The organism is Mycobacterium sp., assembly GCF_965229265.1.
In the GTDB taxonomy this organism is placed as follows: Bacteria; Actinomycetota; Actinomycetes; order Mycobacteriales; family Mycobacteriaceae; genus Mycobacterium.
Map to the genome: position 1 here is coordinate 992542 of NZ_CBDDIY010000010.1, position 18422 is coordinate 1010963.

Annotated in this window: 19 protein-coding genes and 1 tRNA gene; 11 read left to right on the forward strand and 9 right to left on the reverse strand. The window is 69.1% G+C overall.

Translation table 11 applies throughout. The annotated features are described in order from the left end of the window. Positions 1-10: 10 nt before the first annotated feature. The 3 genes from ADBZ9K_RS06745 to ADBZ9K_RS06755 are packed head-to-tail and all read right to left on the reverse strand — an operon-like array spanning position 11 to position 2984. Positions 11-1114 (reverse strand): bifunctional RNase H/acid phosphatase, encoded by a 1104-nt coding sequence (locus ADBZ9K_RS06745; protein ID WP_526619317.1) that lies wholly within the window; start codon positions 1112-1114, stop codon positions 11-13. Next, the gene (locus tag ADBZ9K_RS06750) at positions 1111-1848 is read right to left on the reverse strand and encodes a zinc ribbon domain-containing protein (RefSeq protein WP_526619318.1); all 738 of its coding nucleotides are present in this window, start codon (positions 1846-1848) and stop codon (positions 1111-1113) included. The genes ADBZ9K_RS06745 and ADBZ9K_RS06750 overlap by 4 nt, the downstream gene beginning before the upstream one ends. Next, entirely contained in the window at positions 1845-2984 is a 1140-nt protein-coding gene (locus ADBZ9K_RS06755) for a Nif3-like dinuclear metal center hexameric protein (protein WP_526619320.1), read from the reverse strand. Before ADBZ9K_RS06755 ends, ADBZ9K_RS06750 begins: the two co-directional genes overlap by 4 nt. Before the next feature lie 176 nt (positions 2985-3160). Between ADBZ9K_RS06755 and ADBZ9K_RS06760 the strand changes: the two genes are divergently transcribed. The 3 genes from ADBZ9K_RS06760 to ADBZ9K_RS06770 are packed head-to-tail and all read left to right on the forward strand — an operon-like array spanning position 3161 to position 5146. Next, complete coding sequence (locus tag ADBZ9K_RS06760) at positions 3161-3832, forward strand: HAD-IA family hydrolase (RefSeq protein WP_526619321.1); 672 nt, start codon at positions 3161-3163, stop codon at positions 3830-3832. Next, positions 3825-4319, forward strand: coding sequence for a low molecular weight protein-tyrosine-phosphatase (locus tag ADBZ9K_RS06765; RefSeq protein WP_526619322.1), 495 nt, complete (start codon positions 3825-3827; stop codon positions 4317-4319). The genes ADBZ9K_RS06760 and ADBZ9K_RS06765 overlap by 8 nt, the downstream gene beginning before the upstream one ends. Further along, positions 4319-5146: an SURF1 family cytochrome oxidase biogenesis protein gene (locus ADBZ9K_RS06770; RefSeq protein WP_526619323.1), complete on the forward strand. Its 828-nt coding sequence runs from the start codon at positions 4319-4321 to the stop codon at positions 5144-5146. The genes ADBZ9K_RS06765 and ADBZ9K_RS06770 overlap by 1 nt, the downstream gene beginning before the upstream one ends. Here the strand turns inward: ADBZ9K_RS06770 and ADBZ9K_RS06775 are convergent. Next, positions 5100-6035 (reverse strand): cobalamin biosynthesis protein, encoded by a 936-nt coding sequence (locus tag ADBZ9K_RS06775; RefSeq protein WP_526619325.1) that lies wholly within the window; start codon positions 6033-6035, stop codon positions 5100-5102. The two genes, ADBZ9K_RS06770 and ADBZ9K_RS06775, sit on opposite strands and share 47 nt — an antisense overlap. Positions 6036-6107: 72 nt before the next feature. Here ADBZ9K_RS06775 and ADBZ9K_RS06780 point away from each other — a divergent pair, with 72 nt between their 5' ends. From ADBZ9K_RS06780 to ADBZ9K_RS06805, 6 genes are all read left to right on the forward strand, one after another. After that, a complete protein-coding gene (locus ADBZ9K_RS06780) occupies positions 6108-6923 on the forward strand; it encodes an oxygenase MpaB family protein (RefSeq protein ID WP_526619326.1) in 816 nt (271 codons plus the stop codon). A 27-nt stretch (positions 6924-6950) separates the two neighbouring features. Beyond that, the gene (locus tag ADBZ9K_RS06785; protein ID WP_526619327.1) at positions 6951-8663 is read left to right on the forward strand and encodes an amidohydrolase; all 1713 of its coding nucleotides are present in this window, start codon (positions 6951-6953) and stop codon (positions 8661-8663) included. 196 nt (positions 8664-8859) lie between these two features. Further along, positions 8860-9096 carry a hypothetical protein gene (locus ADBZ9K_RS06790; RefSeq protein WP_526619328.1) on the forward strand — a complete coding sequence of 79 codons (237 nt, stop codon included), beginning with the start codon at positions 8860-8862 and terminating at the stop codon, positions 9094-9096. Positions 9097-9250: 154 nt separating this feature from the next. Next, positions 9251-10705: an aldehyde dehydrogenase gene (locus tag ADBZ9K_RS06795; RefSeq protein WP_526619329.1), complete on the forward strand. Its 1455-nt coding sequence runs from the start codon at positions 9251-9253 to the stop codon at positions 10703-10705. Positions 10706-10933: 228 nt separating this feature from the next. Next, positions 10934-11170 carry a hypothetical protein gene (locus ADBZ9K_RS06800; protein WP_526619330.1) on the forward strand — a complete coding sequence of 79 codons (237 nt, stop codon included), beginning with the start codon at positions 10934-10936 and terminating at the stop codon, positions 11168-11170. A gap of 224 nt (positions 11171-11394) precedes the next feature. Next, positions 11395-11820 carry a DUF6319 family protein gene (locus tag ADBZ9K_RS06805; RefSeq protein ID WP_526619331.1) on the forward strand — a complete coding sequence of 142 codons (426 nt, stop codon included), beginning with the start codon at positions 11395-11397 and terminating at the stop codon, positions 11818-11820. Between the two features lie 72 nt (positions 11821-11892). On the opposite strand, the gene ADBZ9K_RS06810 is transcribed toward ADBZ9K_RS06805, so the two are convergent. Next, entirely contained in the window at positions 11893-13155 is a 1263-nt protein-coding gene (locus ADBZ9K_RS06810) for an amidohydrolase family protein (protein ID WP_526619332.1), read from the reverse strand. A gap of 85 nt (positions 13156-13240) precedes the next feature. Between ADBZ9K_RS06810 and ADBZ9K_RS06815 the strand changes: the two genes are divergently transcribed. Continuing rightward, positions 13241-13663, forward strand: coding sequence for a winged helix-turn-helix transcriptional regulator (locus ADBZ9K_RS06815; RefSeq protein ID WP_526619334.1), 423 nt, complete (start codon positions 13241-13243; stop codon positions 13661-13663). Between the two features lie 46 nt (positions 13664-13709). Here ADBZ9K_RS06815 and ADBZ9K_RS06820 read toward each other — a convergent pair. The 4 genes from ADBZ9K_RS06820 to ADBZ9K_RS06835 all read right to left on the reverse strand — a co-directional run bounded on the left by ADBZ9K_RS06820 (position 13710) and on the right by ADBZ9K_RS06835 (position 15396). Continuing rightward, positions 13710-13784, reverse strand: a tRNA-Val gene (locus ADBZ9K_RS06820). Between the two features lie 47 nt (positions 13785-13831). Further along, positions 13832-14296: a peroxiredoxin gene (locus tag ADBZ9K_RS06825; RefSeq protein WP_526619335.1), complete on the reverse strand. Its 465-nt coding sequence runs from the start codon at positions 14294-14296 to the stop codon at positions 13832-13834. Continuing rightward, positions 14293-14721 carry a DUF3052 family protein gene (locus tag ADBZ9K_RS06830; RefSeq protein ID WP_526619336.1) on the reverse strand — a complete coding sequence of 143 codons (429 nt, stop codon included), beginning with the start codon at positions 14719-14721 and terminating at the stop codon, positions 14293-14295. The genes ADBZ9K_RS06825 and ADBZ9K_RS06830 overlap by 4 nt, the downstream gene beginning before the upstream one ends. Positions 14722-14805: 84 nt before the next feature. After that, positions 14806-15396 (reverse strand): Rv2240c family protein, encoded by a 591-nt coding sequence (locus tag ADBZ9K_RS06835; RefSeq protein WP_526620789.1) that lies wholly within the window; start codon positions 15394-15396, stop codon positions 14806-14808. A 131-nt stretch (positions 15397-15527) separates the two neighbouring features. On the opposite strand from ADBZ9K_RS06835, the gene aceE reads away from it, so the two are divergent. Then, on the forward strand, positions 15528-18317 hold the full coding sequence (aceE, locus tag ADBZ9K_RS06840) for a pyruvate dehydrogenase (acetyl-transferring), homodimeric type (RefSeq protein ID WP_526620791.1): 2790 nt from the start codon (positions 15528-15530) through the stop codon (positions 18315-18317). Positions 18318-18422: the final 105 nt, after the last annotated feature.

The following is an 18422-nucleotide window of genomic DNA, read 5'->3' on the forward strand; positions in this document are numbered from 1 at the left end:
CCCGGCCGCCTCAGCCCAAGTAGGAGGTCTGGTTGACCAACCGCACCGAGGAGCCGCCGTCGGGGTAGAACTCGGCGATGCTCAGCGAGGCCAGATCAAGGTGCAGCCGGTGCAGGATGCTGCTGCCGGCATCCAGCGCCAGCCGCAGCAGCGTCTTGATCGGCGTCACGTGCGACACCACGAGCACGGTGCCGCCCGGATGCTCGGCGACGATGCGGGTACGCGCCCGCTGCACGCGGTCGGCGACGTCGTCGAAACTCTCCCCGCCCGGCGGTCGCAGGCTGGTGTCGCGCAACCAGTTCCCGTGCAGATCAGGGTCCCGCTTGCTGGCTTCGGCGAACGTCAGCCCCTCCCAGGCACCGAAATCGGTTTCGATCAAATCCTCGTCGACAGCTACGCCGAGGCCCAGCGCCTTGGCCGCTGCCGTCGCCGTGTCGTATGACCGCTGCAGCGGCGAGCTGACCACCGCCGAGATCCCGCCACCCTGCGCCAGATACCGCGCCGCTGCCTCGGCCTGCGCGCGCCCGGTGTCGGTGAGTTCTGGGTTGCCGCGCCCCGAATACCGGCGCTGGCGGGAGAATTCGGTCTGGCCGTGGCGCAGCAGCAGCAGCCGGGTGGGCGCGCCCTGGTTGCCGGTCCAGGCCGCGGGCGGTACGGCGAGGGCTCCGGCCGGTGGATCGACGACGGTCGCATGCTCGGCCGGCTCACCCAGGATCGCGCCGTCCATCGCCTCGTTGGCCAGCCGGTCGGCGTAGGAGTTCTGCGCCCGCGGGATCCACCGGTAGGTGACCGACGCGAAGGTCGACGCCAGCGCGCGGGCCTGCTGATGAAGCTCGGCCATCGCCGGGTGCTTGACCTTCCAGCGCCCGCTCATCTGCTCGACGACCAGCTTCGAATCCATCGACACGCCAACCTCGTCCGCGCCCAGCCGGCGGGCTTCCTCCAGCCCTGCGATCAGGCCCCGGTACTCGGCGACGTTGTTGGTGGTGATCCCGATCGCGTGCCCGTGCTCGGCCAAGACGGTGGTGTGGTCGGCCGACCAGACCACGCATCCGTAGCCGGCCGGACCGGGGTTACCGCGCGATCCGCCGTCGGCTTCGACGAGCACCTTCACTGGCCGAACCCACCGACCCGCAACAGGATCGCGCGGCACTCGGGGCACCGCAGCACTTCGTCGTCGGGTGCGGCCGAGATCCTGGCCAGCTCGCCCCGGTCGAGTTCGATGCGGCAGGCGCCACAGCGACGGCCCTGCAGCCGCCCGGCGCCGACACCGCCGGTGGCCCGTTGGCGCTCGTAGAGGTCCACCAGCTCCGCTGGCAGGCCCGACACCACGGCCTCCCGCCGGGAGATCCGCTGCCCGCGCTGTTGGTCGATCTCGGCCAGTGCGTCGTCGCGGGCCTGCTGTGCAGCGGCCAGATCATTGTGCAGCCCATCGATTTTCGCCAGTTCCCGGGCCTGATCGGTGGCCAGTTGCTCGCGGCGCTCCATCACCTCCAGCAGCGAATCCTCGAGGCTGGCCTGCCTGCGCTCGAGGGTATGCAGCTCGTGCTGGAGTTCCTCGAGCTGCTTGGGGTTGACGGTGCCGGAGTCCAGCAGTTTACGGTCGCGGTCCTCGCGTTGGCGCACACCGTCGATCTCGGATTCGAAGCGTGAGACCTGGGCATCGATGTCCTCGATCGCGATGCTCAGTGCGGCCAGCCGGTCGTTGGCGGCGTGATGCTCGCCCTGTACCTGCTCGTAGCTCTGCTGCTCGGGCAGGTTGGCGGCGCGGTGCTTCATGCGGCCCAGCTCGGCGTCGAGCTCGGCCAGCTCGTAGAGCAGATGTTGCTGTGCCAGTTCAGCTTTCACGATGTGCCTTTCGCAGGGTGGAGCTCGATGTTCCAAGGGTCGGTGCGCAGGCCGCAGATCGTGACCGGCAGCGCCGCGCCGAAGTGATGGGTGAGCAGCGCCGCGGCCTGGGCACACCACGGGTACTCGCTGGCCCAGTGGGCAACGTCGACCAGGGCGACGCCGCTGCCGCGCCGGTGCTCATCGGCGGGGTGGTGGCGCAGGTCGGCGGTGACGTAGGCGTCGACCCCGGCCTTGGCCGCAGCCGCCAGCAGCGAGTCGCCCGCGCCGCCGCACACCGCCACCCGCGACACCACGGCCGCCGGGTTGCCGGCGGCGCGCACCCCCCACGTCGTCCGGGGCAGTGCCGCGTTCACCCGCGCGGCGAACTCCGAGAAGCGCAGCGGCTGGGGCAGGGTGCCGATCCGGCCGATCCCGACAGGTGCCGGAAGCGGCGCCAGGGGCAGCACGTCGAACGCCGGTTCCCCGTAGGGGTGGGCGGCGCGCAGCGCCTCCAGCACGCGGGCACGCAGGCGTGTCGGGGCCACCACCTCGACTCGGTCCTCGGGCACCCGCTCGAGCGCCCCGCGTGTTCCGATGGTCGGCGAGGTGCCTGCGCCGGGCAGGAACTGGCCGGTGCCCGTCACGGCCCAGCTGCATTGCGAGTAGCCCCCGATGTGGCCGGCACCGGCGGCGAACACCGCCGAGCGCACCGCCTCGGCGTCGGCCGCGGGCACGAAGATCACCCATTTATCGGTGTCCGAGCCGCTGGCGGCCGGCTCCAGGACGCCGTCCACATTCAGGCCGAGGACCTCGGCCAGCGCGTCGGACACCCCCGGATTCGCCGAGTCGGCGTTGGTGTGGGCGGTGAACAGCGCCGAACCGGTGCGCACCAACTGGTGGATCAGCGCGCCCTTCGGGGTGCTGGCAGCCACCGTGTCCACCCCGCGCAACAGCAGCGGGTGGTGGGCCAGCAGCAGTCCGCGCGGACCCACGGTCGACACCACCTCCGCGGTGGCGTCGATGGCGACCGTCACGGTGTCGACGGTGTCGTCGGGGTCGCCGCACACCAGCCCCACCGAATCCCAGCTGTGCGCGAGGGCCGGCGGGTAGGCGGCGTCGAGCACGGCGATCACCTCGGCGAGTTTCACACTCATCCCAGCCCTCTGCTCTTCGCGCAAGCGCTCATCGCGGCCTTCTGCTCTTCGCGCAAGCGCTCATCGCTGCACCTCCGCCACGTCAAGCACAGTAGTGCGCACTGCCGGCCCGCAGTCATTCAGAGCCATTCCGAGGCGTCCGGCGGCTTCCCGCGAGGATCAGGGACAATGGAGCCGTGACACGCACGGCCTCCGACACCCGACCGCAGTTGGTGATCTTCGACCTCGACGGCACCCTCACCGACTCGGCCGAAGGGATCGTGGCCAGTTTCCGGCACGCACTGGCCGTGGTCGGCGCCGACGTTCCCGACGGTGACCTGGCCGGTCGGATCGTCGGCCCGCCGATGCACCAGACCCTGCTGGGCATGGGGTTGGGTGAGCGTGCCGACGAGGCGATCGCGGCCTACCGCGCCGACTACACCAGCCGCGGATGGGCGATGAACAGCCCGTTCGACGGGATTCCCCAGTTGCTGGGCGACCTGCGGGCAGCCGGGGTACGCCTGGCGGTCGCCACGTCGAAAGCCGAGCCGACCGCGCGGCGCATCCTCGAGCACTTCGGGCTGTCCGACTACTTCGACGTGATCGCCGGCGCCAGCGTCGACGGCTCGCGCTCGGCCAAAGCCGATGTGGTGGCCCACGCGCTGGAGCAGCTGCGGCCCCTGCCCGAGCGGCTTATCATGGTCGGCGACCGTGCGCACGACGTCGAGGGCGCGGCCGAGCACGGCATCGATACCGTGGTGGTCGGCTGGGGCTATGGCGCGGCGGATTTCCTGGAGCCGCACCTGGCCGACGCCGCGGCCGCCCACGTCTCGACCGTGCCCGCCCTGCGCGAGGTGCTCGGTGTCTGATCCCCTGCACGTGACGTTCGTCTGTTCGGGCAACATCTGCCGGTCTCCGATGGCCGAGAAGATGTTCGCCCACCAGATCGGCCAGCGCGGCCTGGCCAACCTGGTGCGGGTGAGCAGCGCCGGGACCGGGCACTGGCATGTCGGGGACGGCGCCGACGAGCGGGCCAACACCGTCCTGCGCCAGCACGGCTACCCCACCGAGCACAGCGCGGCGCAGGTCGGCGACGAGCACCTGGCGGCCGATCTCGTGGTCGCGCTGGGCCGCAACCACCTGCGGATGCTCACCCACCTGGGTGTGGAACCGGACCGGCTGCGGCTGCTGCGTTCCTTCGACCCGCGCTCGGGTGCGCACCCGCAGGATGTCGAGGACCCCTACTACGGCAACCACGCCGATTTCGAAGAGACCTTCACCGTGATCGAGGCCGCCCTGCCCGGCCTGCACGCCTGGGTCGACGAACGGTTGGCCGGACAGGGGCTGACCGGCTGATGAAGCGCTGGACGTTCCTGCTGCGGCCGGGCTGGCTGGCGCTGGCTCTGGTCGTGGTGGCGTTCGCCTACCTGTGCTTCACCGTGCTGGCGCCCTGGCAGTTGGGCAAGAACAGCACGACCACCCGGGAGAACAACCAGATCGAGGCATCGCTGAAGGCGGCCCCGGTTCCGCTGACGACCTTTCTGCCACAGCAGAATTCGTCGGCTCCGGACGCACAGTGGCGCGAGGTGACAGCGACCGGGCACTACGTCGCGCCGGCGCAGGTGCTGGCCCGGCTGCGGGTGATCGGCGGCGAACCGGCCTTCGAGGTGTTGGTGCCGTTCGTGGTCGACGGCGGCCCGACGGTGCTGGTCGACCGGGGCTACGTGCGCCCGGTGCAGGCGTCCAAGGTGCCCGAGATCGCGCCCGTCCCGGCGGGGACGGTGACGATTACCGCGCGGCTGCGCGACTCCGAGACCGCACCTGCGGACAAGCCGCCGTTCCAGGAGGACGGCCTGACCCAGGTCTACGCCATCGACACTGCCCTGATCACCCGGACCACCGGAGTGCCGCTGGCGGGGTCCTACCTGCAGCTGGTCGAGAATCAGCCGGGCGTGCTGGGCGTCGCCGAGCTGCCCCGCCTGGATGCCGGTCCCTTCCTGTCCTACGGGATCCAGTGGATCGCGTTCGGCATCGTCGCCCCGATCGGGCTGGGCTATTTCGTGTACTCGGAGATCCAGGCCCGCCGCCGGGACGCCGCCGCGGTCGCGGCCGCGGCCGCCAAGCCGGAGGCACCGGTCACCGTCGAGGACAAGCTCGCCGACCGCTACGGCCGACGGCAGTAAGACCCACCGCGAGACCGGCCGCGGCGGCCTGCACCACCAACGACAGCCGTACCGAGCGGCGCAGGTCCTGCACGCCAGGAACCCGGCCGTCGCCAAGGGTCGGCCTGATTTCCAGCTGATGGCGGTACTGCGTCGGGCCACCGAGTCGCACGCCCAGCGCCCCGGCGAAGCTCGCCTCCACCACGCCGGCGTTCGGGCTGGGGTGGCGCGCCGCGTCGCGACGCCAGGCCCGCAGCGCCCCGCCCGGCGAACCGCCGACCAGCGGTGCGCACACCACCACCAGCGCGCCGGCCACCCGCGCCGCGACGTAGTTCGCGGCATCGTCCAAACGCGCTGCGGCCCAACCGAACCGGGCGTACCGCGGCGACCGGTGCCCGATCATCGCATCCAGGGTATTGACCCCGCGGTAGACCAACACCGCGGGCACTCCCCCGGCGGCTGCCCACAACAGCGGGGCTACGTGGGCGTCTGAGGTGTTCTCGGCCACCGATTCCAGCGCGGCGCGAGCCAGGCCGTCGGTGTCGAGCACCGACGGGTCGCGGCCGCACAGTGACGGCAGCAGTATTCGCGCGCCGTCGATGTCGTCGTCGTCCAGCAGGTCGGCCAGCGCGGTGCCGGTGCGGGCCAGCGAGGTCCCGCCCAGCGCCACCCACGTCGCGGCGCCGGTCACGGCCGCCAGCGCGGGACCGTGTGTCCGTCGCTGGACGAGCGCACCGGCGGCGGCCAGCCCGGCCAACAACGCACCGGTGTGCAGCACCCCGGCCGACCGGCTGTCGCGGTAGCTGAGTTTTTCGAGTGCGGCTGCGCACCAACCGAACCCCGCGACGGGATGGCCGCGTGCCGGATCGGCCAGGACCACGTCGGCCAGCGCGGCCGTGAAGATCCCCACGGCCCGCCACCGTCTGCGCGCAAACACCCCGGCACTCTCTCACACGTGGTGTACTGCCCCGGTGGGGCCGGGATGACGCGACGCCCGAGACAGGTTTCCGACCTGCTCAACCCGGCCGCGGTGTTACTTCCCGCGGCCAACATCGTCATGCAGCTGGCTCGTCCGGGCGTCGGTTACGGGGTCCTGGAGAGCCCGGTGGACAGCGGCAACGTCTACCGGCATCCGATCAAGCGGGCCCGCACCACCGGCACCTATCTGGCGGCGGCCACCATCGGCACCGACGCCGACCGGGCCCTGATCCGCGCCGCGGTCGGCACCGCCCACGCCCAGGTTCGCTCGGGGCCCACCAGCCCGGTCCCCTACCGCGCCTTCGATCCGCAGCTGCAGCTGTGGGTGGCGGCCTGCCTGTACCGCTACTACGTCGACCAGCACGAGTTCCTGCACGGCCCGCTGGACGACGCGTCGGCCGACGCGGTCTATGCCGACGCCAGCCGGCTGGGTACCACGCTGCAGGTACGGGAGAACATGTGGCCCGCCGACCGGGCCGCCTTCGAGGAGTATTGGAAGCGGTCCCTGGACGACCTGCGCATCGACCCGCCGGTGCGCGAGCACCTCAAAGGTGTTGCCGCCATGGCATTCATGCCATGGCCGGTGCGTGCGACGCTGGGCCGATTCAACCTGTTCGCCACCACCGGGTTCCTGCCCCCGGAGTTCCGCGCGATGATGCACCTGCCGTGGGGTGCCGCCCGGCAGCGTCGGTTCGAGTGGCTGCTGAGCGCGCTGCGACTGGCCGACCGGCTGATCCCGCACCGCGCGTGGGTCTTCGGCTACCAGCTGTACCTGTGGGACATGCGGGCCCGCGCCCGCCTGGGACAACCAATCGTCTGAGGCCAGAACAACAACCCAAGGGGGACCATGTCCAACCAGCAGATCCTGACGGCCGGGACCATCATCACCATGGATCGCGCCCAGCCGCGAGCCGATGCGGTCGCGGTCGTGGACGGCCGGATCGCCGCGGTCGGATCGGTGGACGAGTGCCGGGACAACCACCCCGACGCCGAGGTGATCGACACCGGGGCCGCCGCCCTTGTTCCGGGATTCATTGAGCCGCATAGCCATCCGGTGATGAGCGGGGTAGCTACCCAGCCGCCGGCCCGGTCGATTGCACCGTGGGACGCGCCGACCTGGTCCGATGTCGAAGCGGTCTTCGCCGACGCCATCGCCGGCACCGACCCCCGTACACCGCTGCTGTTCGCCGGTTTCGACGCGTTGCTACACAAGCGTCCCTCCCCCAAAGCCGCTGAGCTGGATCGCATCTTCGGCAGCAGGGTCGCGGTGGTGACCGACAACTCCGGCCACGGCGTGTATTTCAACACTGCGGTGATGAAGCGCTACGGCTGGGACGTCAATCCGCCCGCCGAGCCGGTCGGCGGTCACTTCGGCCGTAATGCCGACGGCTCCCTCGACGGCCAGGGCTTCGAGACCCCGGTGCTGGTGGCGGTCGCCGGGCCGATCCTGACCGAGCTGGGCAACCCGCTGATCAGCGCCGCGGAGTACTACGCGTGGATGTCCAGGGGCGGCTACACCTCGACCTCCGACATGACTTACGACCCGAAGCTCAAGGCGGCCTACGAGGCGCTGGCCGCCGCGCCGTCGTGCCCGTTGCGGATCAGCATGTGGGAGATGTCGACCACGCCCACCTTCAACGACGCCGAAACCTTCAGCGCCGCAGAGACACTGCTGGTCAAGCAGGGCGTCAAATTGTGGACCGACGGCTCACCGTGGATCGGCAACATCGCGATCTCGTTTCCGTACCTGAGCACCGACGCCACCCGAACCGCCGGTATTGACCCGACGGTGGCCGGTGGGCCGCAATCGATGAACTACACCCGCGAGCAGCTCGATGCGGTCCTCGACATCGCCGCCCCGACCGGCTGGCAGATGGCCTTCCACGCCAACGGCGATCTGGCCATCACGCTCGCCCTGGATGCCTACGAGGCGGCGCTGAACCGGCACAACCTGATCGGCACCGACCATCGTTGGCGTCTGGAACATCTGGGGGCGGGCACCCGAGCCCTGTTCGACCGGGCCGCGGGGCTGGGCGTGCACATCTCCATGGCGCCGTTCCAGTACTACTACTGGGGTGAGCTGCTAGACGGTCAGATCTTCGATCACGACCACGGCAGCAGGTGGCAGGCGTTCGCCGACGCGGTGGCGTCGGGGGCGGTGGTGTCGCTGCACAACGACGGGTCGGTGTCCCCGCCGACGCCCGTGCTCAACATTCAGACAGCGGTGACGCGGCGCACCCGGGCGGGCAACGTCCACGGCGCCGATCAGGCCATCAGCCTCGACCAGGCGTTGCGCGCGCACACCATCGACGCCGCCCGAACCCTGCACCGGGACAAGCTCGTTGGGTCCATCGAGGTGGGCAAGCTCGCCGATTTCACCGAGCTGGCCGCCGACCCCTACGCGGTCGACCCCGCGGAGCTTGCCGACAAGGCTGCGGTCAGCGGGACGTGGCTGAGCGGTGCGCGCATCGACCTGGATGCGTTCGCCGGCGCGGTTGGCGGGGCCGACCCCGGCCGGCACGCGCATCTGGCTGACGAACCGCGCCATAGCTGCTGCTGACCGAGGGCACGCCCCTAGCCCGGATCACCCAGGCTTGTCTGGCAGGCGCCGCGTCTGGTCGAGGTCCCCCAATCGGAGTACACGCGGTTCATCCCCGCAAGGGCCTGCTTGGTGGACAGACGCCGGGCCGGCACGGGCGCAGTATTCATCTCGTGCCTCGCCAGCCAGGGCAGGCCCCACAAACTCGGAGGACACCATGACCGCACAGACCTCGAAGCGCGCCGCAGGATTTCTCGCCAGTGCTGTCGCCGCCGGCGCCCTGGCACTGGGCCTGAGCTTCGCCCCCACCGCAAGCGCCGCCCAAGACTGCGGCTACGGCTACCACCTCGACGGCGGCAGCTGCGTGGTCAACCTGCCCGGCCCCGGCGCGCAGGCCGACCCCGGCCACCCCAACTGCTGGATCAACGACAACGGCGACCAGCGCTGCTACTGAGCACCACGACTTCCTGATTAATCCCGCCCGGGCCGACTGGCCCGGGCGGGTGCGTTTCTGCAGGCCCCCCGGAAGGGATATTTCCGCCGCTCGTTCGAGCGCATTCGACTGGAATAGCACGGTATTCGGACTCCGCGTCACTACGTTGTGGCCCATGAGCACCCACCACGACATGTTCCTGATCGGCGGCCGATGGGCCGCTCCGAGTTCGGGTGAGGAGATCGTCGTGGTCTCCCCCAACGACGAGCAGCGGTTGGGAACCGTTGCCGCGGCCGGGCCCGCCGACGTCGATGCGGCCGTGGCGGCCGCCCGCGACACATTCGACGATCCCAGCGGCTGGCCGCACTGGCCGGCAGACAAGCGGGCCGCGGCCATGGAAACCCTTGCCGATGCCCTGGATCGGCGAGCCGGAGACCTCGCGCGTGCCGTCAGCGCGCAGAACGGCATGCCGATCTCGATCGCCACGCAGCTGGAATCCGTCTTCCCCCAGGTGCTGCTGCGCTACTACGCGCAGCTGGCGCGCACGGAGCCGTGGACGATCCACCGACGCGGGCTGCTCGGGGGTTCGACCACCATCACCCGGACACCGATCGGCGTCGTCGGCGCCATTATTCCGTGGAACTTTCCCCAGTCGCTCGGCGCGTTCAAGTACGCGCCCGGCCTGGCCGCGGGGTGCACGTTCGTCATCAAGCCGTCACCGGAGACGGTGTTCGACGCCGTCCTGTTCGCCGAGGCGGTCGCCGAATCCGACCTTCCCCCGGGGGTGATCAACGTGGTCCCCGGTGGCCGCGACACGGGCGCTCACCTGGTCGCCCACCCCGGAATCGACAAGGTCGCGTTCACCGGGTCCACCCAGGCCGGCCGTGCGGTCGCCGCGGTCTGCGGAGACTTGTTGCGTCCGGTCACCTTGGAACTCGGTGGCAAGTCCGCGGCAATCATCCTCGACGATGCCGACCTCGATCTGAGTGTGATCGGCGAGAAGCTCTTTGCCGCAACACTTCTCAACAACGGCCAGACATGCTTCATCGGGTCGCGAATCCTCGCGCCACGCTCGCGTTACACCGAGGTCGTCGAGGCGGTCACTGCACTGGCCGCATCCCTGACCGTCGGCGATTCACTGGACCCGGCCACCCAGATCGGTCCGCTGGCCAGCTCCCGCCAGCGCGACCGGGTCCAGGCGTACATCGCAACCGCCGAACGTGACGGCGCCCGACGCACCACCGGAGGCGGCCGCCCACCGGGACTCGACACCGGATGGTTCATAGCGCCCACGGTTTTCGCCGACGTCGACAACGCCGACACGATCGCCAGGGAGGAGGTCTTCGGGCCGGTCCTGTCGATCATCGGTTACGAGGACGACGACGACGCGGTGCGCATCGCCAACGACAACGACTACGGACTGGGGGGCTCGGTGTGGACCACCGACCCCCTGCGCGGGATGGCGGTTGCGCAGCGCGTGCGGTCGGGCACGGTGGGGATCAACCACTACATGCCCGACCCGACGGCCCCCTTCGGTGGGGTGAAGGCCAGCGGGATCGGCCGTGAGTTGGGACCAGAAGGCCTCGCTGCGTACCTGGAACTCAAGTCGATCTACGGGCCACCCGACTAGCCGCCATCTGGCTCTATCCTGTTGTCTAGCAACGGATTTACTGGTTCATTCGACTTCGCCCTCCCGGTTGTGAGGTCGATCGGTGTCCCCCGATCGGAGTACGCGAGATTCGCCCCCCGTCCCGTCCGCTTGGCGGACAGACGCCGGGTGTGACCGAGCGCACTATTCATCACGAGCCTCGCTCAACACGAGCAGACCGAACAACCCGACAACACTTTGGAGGACATCATGACCGCACGGATCACCAAGCGCGTTGCAGGAATCTTTGCCGGTACCGCCGCCGCCGGCGCCCTGGCCCTTGGCCTGGGCTTCGCCCCCACCGCAAGCGCCGCCGACGGCTGTGGCTACGGATACCACCTCGAGAACGGCACCTGCATCATCAACCTCCCCGGCCCGGGCGCGCACTTCATCAGCCCGAACTGCTGGCTCAACGACAACGGCGACGAGCGCTGCTACGCGCCGTAGGACCACCCGACGTCGCCGTCACCGATCCCGTCCGGGCCATCCGGCCCGGGCGGGATTCGCCATAGTCCGAGGTTCGCGAATCCCTTGCCAGATAAGCACTTTGGATACTCCACCCGCGATCGCGTGGCCCCAGCGGGTTGGCAGCGTCTCGAACATGTGTTCTAATGGGCGCACGGTCCAGCCCGCGCACCGCGGGCCATGTTCACGAGGAGATCCCCGCAACGATGACTGTAGACACTCTGGCACCAGAAGCGCCGTACACCCATTCCGACACTCCCGTCGTGCTGCGACCGGTCGAGAGCGCCCCGGCCACGTCGTCGATCGCCGAATCCGCCGATGCGGCGCCCATGAAGGCTCCGGCCAAGCGCGCGGCAGGCAAGAAGACCAAGACCTTGGAGCTGACCCTGACCGTCACCGGCACCGCCGACGGTGAATGGCGCGCCGAGCTCAAGCAGGGCAGCACCTACCTCGCGAAGGGCCTGGCGGTCGCGGCCGCCGCCGTGTCGCGGGCGGCCAAGGAACTGCATGAGGACCTCTCGGCCCCGATCGACGAGGTCATCGAGGAGGCGCGCTCGCAACAAGCGGCCAGGGTCAGCGCACTGGAGGCCGAACTCGAAGCGGCCCGCAAGGCCCTGGCCGAGTTGGCCTGAGCCCCGCGGGCTTCTGCTGCTGATGCCGGTGGTGAAGCACGTTCTCGTCGGCCGACCGTAGTCACGCCGCCGTCAGGTCTGGCGGTTGTCGACGACGATGCGGCCGTCGAGGATCGTCATCGTGAGCTGACGAAGGTTGCCGATGTCCTCGGTGGGATCGGCGGCCAGCACAATCAGGTCGGCTCGTTTGCCGGGCGCCACCACGCCGAGGTCGGGGCGGACGCACTGGCGCGCTGCGGCACCGGTGCCTGCGACCAGCACCTGCTCCGGCGTCATCCCCGCTGCGACCATCAGCTCGGCCTCTTCCAGCGTGTTCGCCCCGAAAAGACCGCGGCCACAGAAGGTGTCGCTGCCCAGGGCGATATGGACGCCGGCATCGGCTACCTTCTTGAGGTTCCCTCGGGCATCCGGATGCGCGGCGTCGTCGACCCACAGTGTCGGGGTGTAGGTGATACCGCGGTCGAGCATCAGATCGATCAGCGAGTGATCGGTGATGGGTTCAACGGTGACCCCGTGCTCCAACCCGTCCGCACCGGCGGTGACGGCCTCACGCGCCGCGACCTGCTGGGTGGTGTGCACGGTTACCCTCAGCCCCCGCTCATGTGCGGCGCCGATGCCCGCTTCAAGGAACTCGGAAGGCAACCGCACGATCTCCACGCCCGCCGGGAAGGCGGGATTCCGCCACACGTACGTGGCGGGCCCGGCGCAGGCGCACGCACCCTCGCAGAGAAGTTTGATCGCGTCCACTTCCTGGTCGGCCAGGTGGTACACCAGCTCACGCATCTGCCGGACGCTACCGACCTCACCGGTGAATCGCTCTCGCGCCCAAGGATTCTGACCGAACACGGTGGCAGCAGGATGCCCGTCGCGACCGGTGATGCCACAGCCGGTCGCCAGCAGACGCGGGCCGCGCAAGACACCCGCAGCGATCCTGGCCCGGGTCGCCAGTATCTGCTCCGTCGGATCACCCACCGACTTGATGGTGGTGATGCCGTGGGCAAGGAACAGCTCGAGCCGGCCGGGAAGTTCGTCTTTCTCGAACGCCCGCATCGATTCGGGGTCGGACACCGCCCGGACATCGTAGAAGTGCAGGTGGGTGTCGATCAGGCCCGGCATCACCCAGCCCGCGGCCGCATCGACTTCTGTTGCGCCTCGCAGCGACAAGGCCGAGACGGCGGCGATCTGTGTCCCGTTGATCGCGACGTCGTAGAGCCCGACGTGCGACCGGCGACCGTCGAAGACGTGTGCGCGGCGGATGACGAGGTCGAAGATCGCGGGATCGCCGGCCCCCGTCGTCAGCGCGGGTTCATCGGTCAACGCTGTCACTCCCGTCACGCCGGCAGGCAATGGTTCCCAACTCCAATCAGGTTACTTTTTATAACCAGGTTTGCAAGCGGGCACCGATTCGTATCCTGAAGACATGTCTGAGGCGGGACCACCATTGCGAGCCTGTTCGTACACCGAGGAGGTCTTCGGTCTGCTCGGCAAGCGCTGGACCGGACTGCTCGTCGACCTGCTGCTGCAACGCCCGGCCCGATTCAGCGAACTGAACGCCGCGCTGCCTGCCCTGTCCAAGCGGGTCTTGAGCGAGCGACTCACCGAACTGCAGACCATCGGGGTGGCCGAACGCGACGTGGACCCGGGCCCGCCGATCACCGTGACCTACCGGCTCACCGAACGCGGACGGGCCCTCGGCCCCGCGATGGACGCACTACGGGTGTGGGCGGGCGCCCCAGTCGACGACGAGGGTCGGCCGATTCCGCCGGATGCCGGCGCGCGCCGGATGATCGACGGCATCGCCTCGGCGCCGCTCCCGGACTCGGAACAAGCCGCCACCCAGTGATCGCGCCGGTCCCCATGCACCGGCCGAGCGTCTGCTGGCCGGATATTGGTGGGCGCGGAGGGTTTCGAACCCCCGACCGCTGGTGTGTAAAACCAGAGCTCTACCACTGAGCTACACGCCCGTGCCCGGGCAGGTTACACGGATCCCGCGCGCACAGGGAAATCCGGATCAGACCGTCAGCGCGGCCAGCGCCTCGGTCCACACCGACTGGTCGCGGGCCTCGCCGGGCTGCTTGCATTCGGCGAACCGGATGATCCCGGCCCGATCGATCACGAAGGTGCCGCGGTTGGGAAAGCCGGCGTCGGCGTTGAACACCCCATAGTCCTGGGCGACCGCGCCGTGCGGCCAAAAGTCCGACAGCACGGGGAACAGGAACCCGCTCTGGGTCGCCCAGATCTTGTGCGTCGGCGGGGGGCCCACCGAGATCGCCAGGGTGGCGGTGTCGGTGTTGTCGTAGACGGGCTGATGATCGCGGATCTCGTCGAGCTCGCCCTGGCAGATCCCGGTGAACGCGAGCGGGAAAAACACCAGCAGCACGTTCTTGGCGCCCCGGAAGTCACTGAGCGTGACGGGTTGACCGTTCTGGTCTTTGAGGGTGAAGTCGGGGGCCTCGGTGCCGACTTCAGCGGTCACGAGTGCCTCCCGGCCGCCTTCGACTTCGGCTGCACCAGTCGGCTGGCGCTCCAGTCGCCCAGGTTGGCAGACGAGGTCTGCATCAACCCGGCGGTCGGCGCCGATTCGGCGATCTCCGCCGGAAGTACGTGACCGGGTTTCCCGGTCTTGGGCGTCAGCACCCAGATGACGCCGTCGTCGGCCAGCGGAGCGATAGCGTCCATCAGGCGGTCCACGAGGTCACCGTCACTGTCTCGCCACCACAGCAGAACCACGTCGACGACTTCGTCGGAGTCCTCATCGAGCAGTTCACCGCCCGAGGTGTCCTCGACATCAGCCCGGATGTCGTCGTCAGTGTCCTCGTCCCAGCCCAACTCCTGTATGACCTGATCTTTCTGGATACCCAGCCTCTGGGCATAGCTCGGGGGGCCACCCTCCGCGACCACCGTCGGAACCTCCTTCAAATCAGGGTCGGCTGTCTCGGCCCTATCGTCGCACGACGCGCGCGATTACTCGCCGTCCGGTGCGATTCAGTACGTCGCGTCGCACAAGCTCAAGGCATTCGACCTGGTGTCATTGAGATCTTTGATGGTCTTGTTGAACTCCCCCGGCGGCGCGTGGGCGGAAATCGCCTTGGCCGTCGCGCGGGCGCCGTCGACCCAGCTGGTGAACGCATCGGTGAGTTCCTGCGGGATCGCGGCGGTCATGCTGCCGGCCACCGCGTCAGCACTCTGATTGAGCGCGTCCACCGCAGGTCCCTCGGTGGCCGCGACGTCGGCGGCGCCCTGGTTGAACGCGCTGACGTAGGCGTTGACGGCGTCGATCGCGTCGGCGCTGCTGGTCGACAGGGTCTCGCAGGTGTCGTGCATGGCCTGCGTGGTCAACGAGGCCTGCCGCTCGGATTCGCGAGCGCTGGAGGAGGCCGCCGATTCCGACACCGACACCGACACCGACGTCCGGTAGGCAGGTGCGTCGCCCGCGTTGACCGCCGGTTCTCCGCCGGTCACGGTGGTGCAACCCACCACGCCGGCCAGCACCGCGGCGGCACTGCCGACCAGCAGTCCGCCGATCCGCAGCCTGCGGGCACTTCTGATCAGCACAGCCCGGAAGGTTACCGGCAAACGGCCCAGCTCGGCGCGGCGCGAGAAATTCACCGTTCCCCTGCCCGGCACTACTCGTCGGTATCCCCTCAAGTGCGGCACGATAGGGAGGAGATGGTGCAAAACCTGCACCAGCTACTAAGGAGCTGATGTTGACCACCGAGTTCGCGCGCCATGATCTGGCCCAAAACTCAAGCAGCCCAACCGAATCTGATCGTGTCCGGGTGATCCGCGAAGGCGTGGCGTCGTATCTGCCCGACATCGATGCCGAGGAGACCTCGGAGTGGCTGGAGTCGTTCGACGATCTTCTGGCCCGGTCGGGGCCGGCCCGGGCGCGCTATCTGATGTTGCGCCTGCTCGAGCGCGCCGGTGAGCAGCGGGTCGCGATCCCGGCGCTGACCTCCACCGACTACGTCAACACCATCCCCACCGAACTCGAACCGTGGTTCCCCGGCGACGAGGACGTGGAGCGTCGCTACCGCGCCTGGATCCGCTGGAACGCCGCGATCATGGTGCACCGGGCGCAGCGACCGGGCGTGGGCGTCGGCGGCCACATCTCCACGTACGCGTCCTCGGCCGCGCTCTACGAGGTCGGGTTCAACCACTTCTTCCGCGGCAAGGCCCACCCCGGTGGCGGCGACCAGGTGTTCATTCAGGGGCACGCCTCCCCCGGCGTGTACGCGCGCGCGTTCCTGGAAGGCCGGCTCACCGCCGACCAGCTCGACGGTTTCCGCCAGGAGCACAGCCACCCCGGTGGCGGACTGCCGTCCTACCCGCACCCCCGTCTGATGCCGGACTTCTGGGAATTCCCGACCGTGTCCATGGGCCTGGGCCCGATGAACGCCATCTATCAGGCGCGGTTCAACCACTACCTGCACGACCGCGGGATCAAGGACACCTCCGACCAACACGTGTGGGCGTTCCTGGGCGACGGCGAAATGGACGAACCCGAGAGCCGCGGCCTTATTCAGGTCGCGGCCAACGAAGGCCTGGACAACCTCACCTTCGTCGTCAACTGCAACCTGCAGCGCCTCGACGGCCCGGTGCGCGGCAACGGCAAGATCATCCAGGAACTGGAGTCCTTCTTCCGCGGCGCGGGCTGGAACGTCATCAAGGTGGTGTGGGGGCGCGAGTGGGATGCGCTGCTGCATGCCGACAAGGACGGCGCGCTGGTGAACCTGATGAACACCACGCCCGACGGCGACTACCAGACCTACAAGGCCAACGACGGCGCCTATGTGCGCGACCACTTCTTCGGCCGCGACCCGCGGACCAAGGCACTGGTCGCTGACATGACCGACAGCGAGATCTGGAATCTCAAGCGTGGCGGGCACGACTACCGCAAGGTTTACGCGGCCTACCGGGCGGCGCTGGAGCACAAGGGCCAGCCGACGGTGATCCTGGCCAAGACCATCAAGGGTTACTCGCTGGGCGCCCACTTCCAGGGCCGCAACGCCACCCACCAGATGAAAAAGCTTGCCCTGCAGGATCTCCGGGACTTCCGCGACGCCATCCGGATCCCGGTCAGCGACGCCCAGCTCGAGGAGAATCCCTACCTTCCGCCGTACTACCACCCCGGCCCGGAGGCGCCGGAGATCCGCTACCTGATCGACCGGCGCCGCGCCCTCGGCGGGTTCCTGCCCGAGCGACGCACCAAGGCCAAGGTGCTGCCCCTGCCGCCGCGCGATGTGTACAAGCCGCTGAAGAAGGGCTCTGGCCAGCAGCATGTGGCGACCACCATGGCCATGGTGCGCACATTCAAAGAGCTGTTGCGCGACAAGGAGATCGGACACCGGATCGTCCCGATCATCCCCGACGAGGCCCGCACGTTCGGCATGGACTCGTGGTTCCCGAGCTTGAAGATCTACAACCGCAACGGCCAGCTCTACACCGCGGTCGATGCCGAGCTGATGCTTGCCTACAAGGAAAGCGAGATCGGCCAGATCCTGCACGAGGGCATCAACGAGGCCGGCTCGACGGCGTCGTTCACCGCCGTCGGCACGTCGTACTCAACGCACAACGAGCCGATGATCCCGCTCTACATCTTCTATTCGATGTTCGGGTTCCAGCGCACCGGTGACGGCCTGTGGGCCGCGGCCGATCAGATGGCCCGCGGCTTCGTGCTCGGCGCGACTGCCGGGCGCACCACGCTGACCGGTGAGGGCCTGCAGCACGCCGACGGGCACTCGCTGCTGCTGGCGTCGACCAACCCCGCGGTGGTGGCCTACGACCCGGCGTTCGCCTACGAGATCGCCTACATCGTGGAGAGCGGGCTGTCGCGGATGTTCGGCGAGAACCCGGAGAACGTCTACTTCTACGTGACGATCTACAACGAGCCCTACGTCCAGCCGGCGGAGCCGGAGCACTTCGACCCCGAAGGGCTGCTGCGCGGGATCTACCGCTACCGCGCGGCGACGCAGAAGCGGACCAGCGTCGCGCAGATCCTGGCCTCCGGGGTCGCGATGCCGGAGGCGCTGCGCGCCGCCGATCTGCTCGCCGAGCGCTGGGACGTGGCCGCCGACGTCTGGTCGGTGACCAGCTGGGGCGAGCTGAACCGGGACGGGGTGGCCATCGAGAAGGAGCTGCTGCGCCATCCCGATCGCCCGGCGCGGGTGCCGTATGTGACCGAGGCCCTGGCCAATACCGCCGGGCCGGCGGTCGCGGTATCGGACTGGATGCGCGCGGTGCCCGAGCAGATCCGGCCGTGGGTGCCCAACACCTACGTCACGCTGGGTACCGATGGGTTCGGCTTCTCCGACACCCGGCCCGCGGCACGCCGCTACTTCAACACCGATGCCGAGTCGGTGGTGGTGGCGGTACTCGAGGCGCTGGCCCGCGACGGGGAGATCGATCCGTCGGTGGCCGTCGCGGCGGCCCAGGAGTACCGGATCGACGACGTGATGGCGGCACCGGAGCAGACCAGCGACCCCGGAGTCGCCTAACGGGCGAGTGTGCCGTTTCATCCGCTGACCGCGGCGTGTCGCGGATGAAACGGCACTGTCGCGGAGTCGCGTGGGCCCGCGGACGACGGCATTTAGCGGGATCTT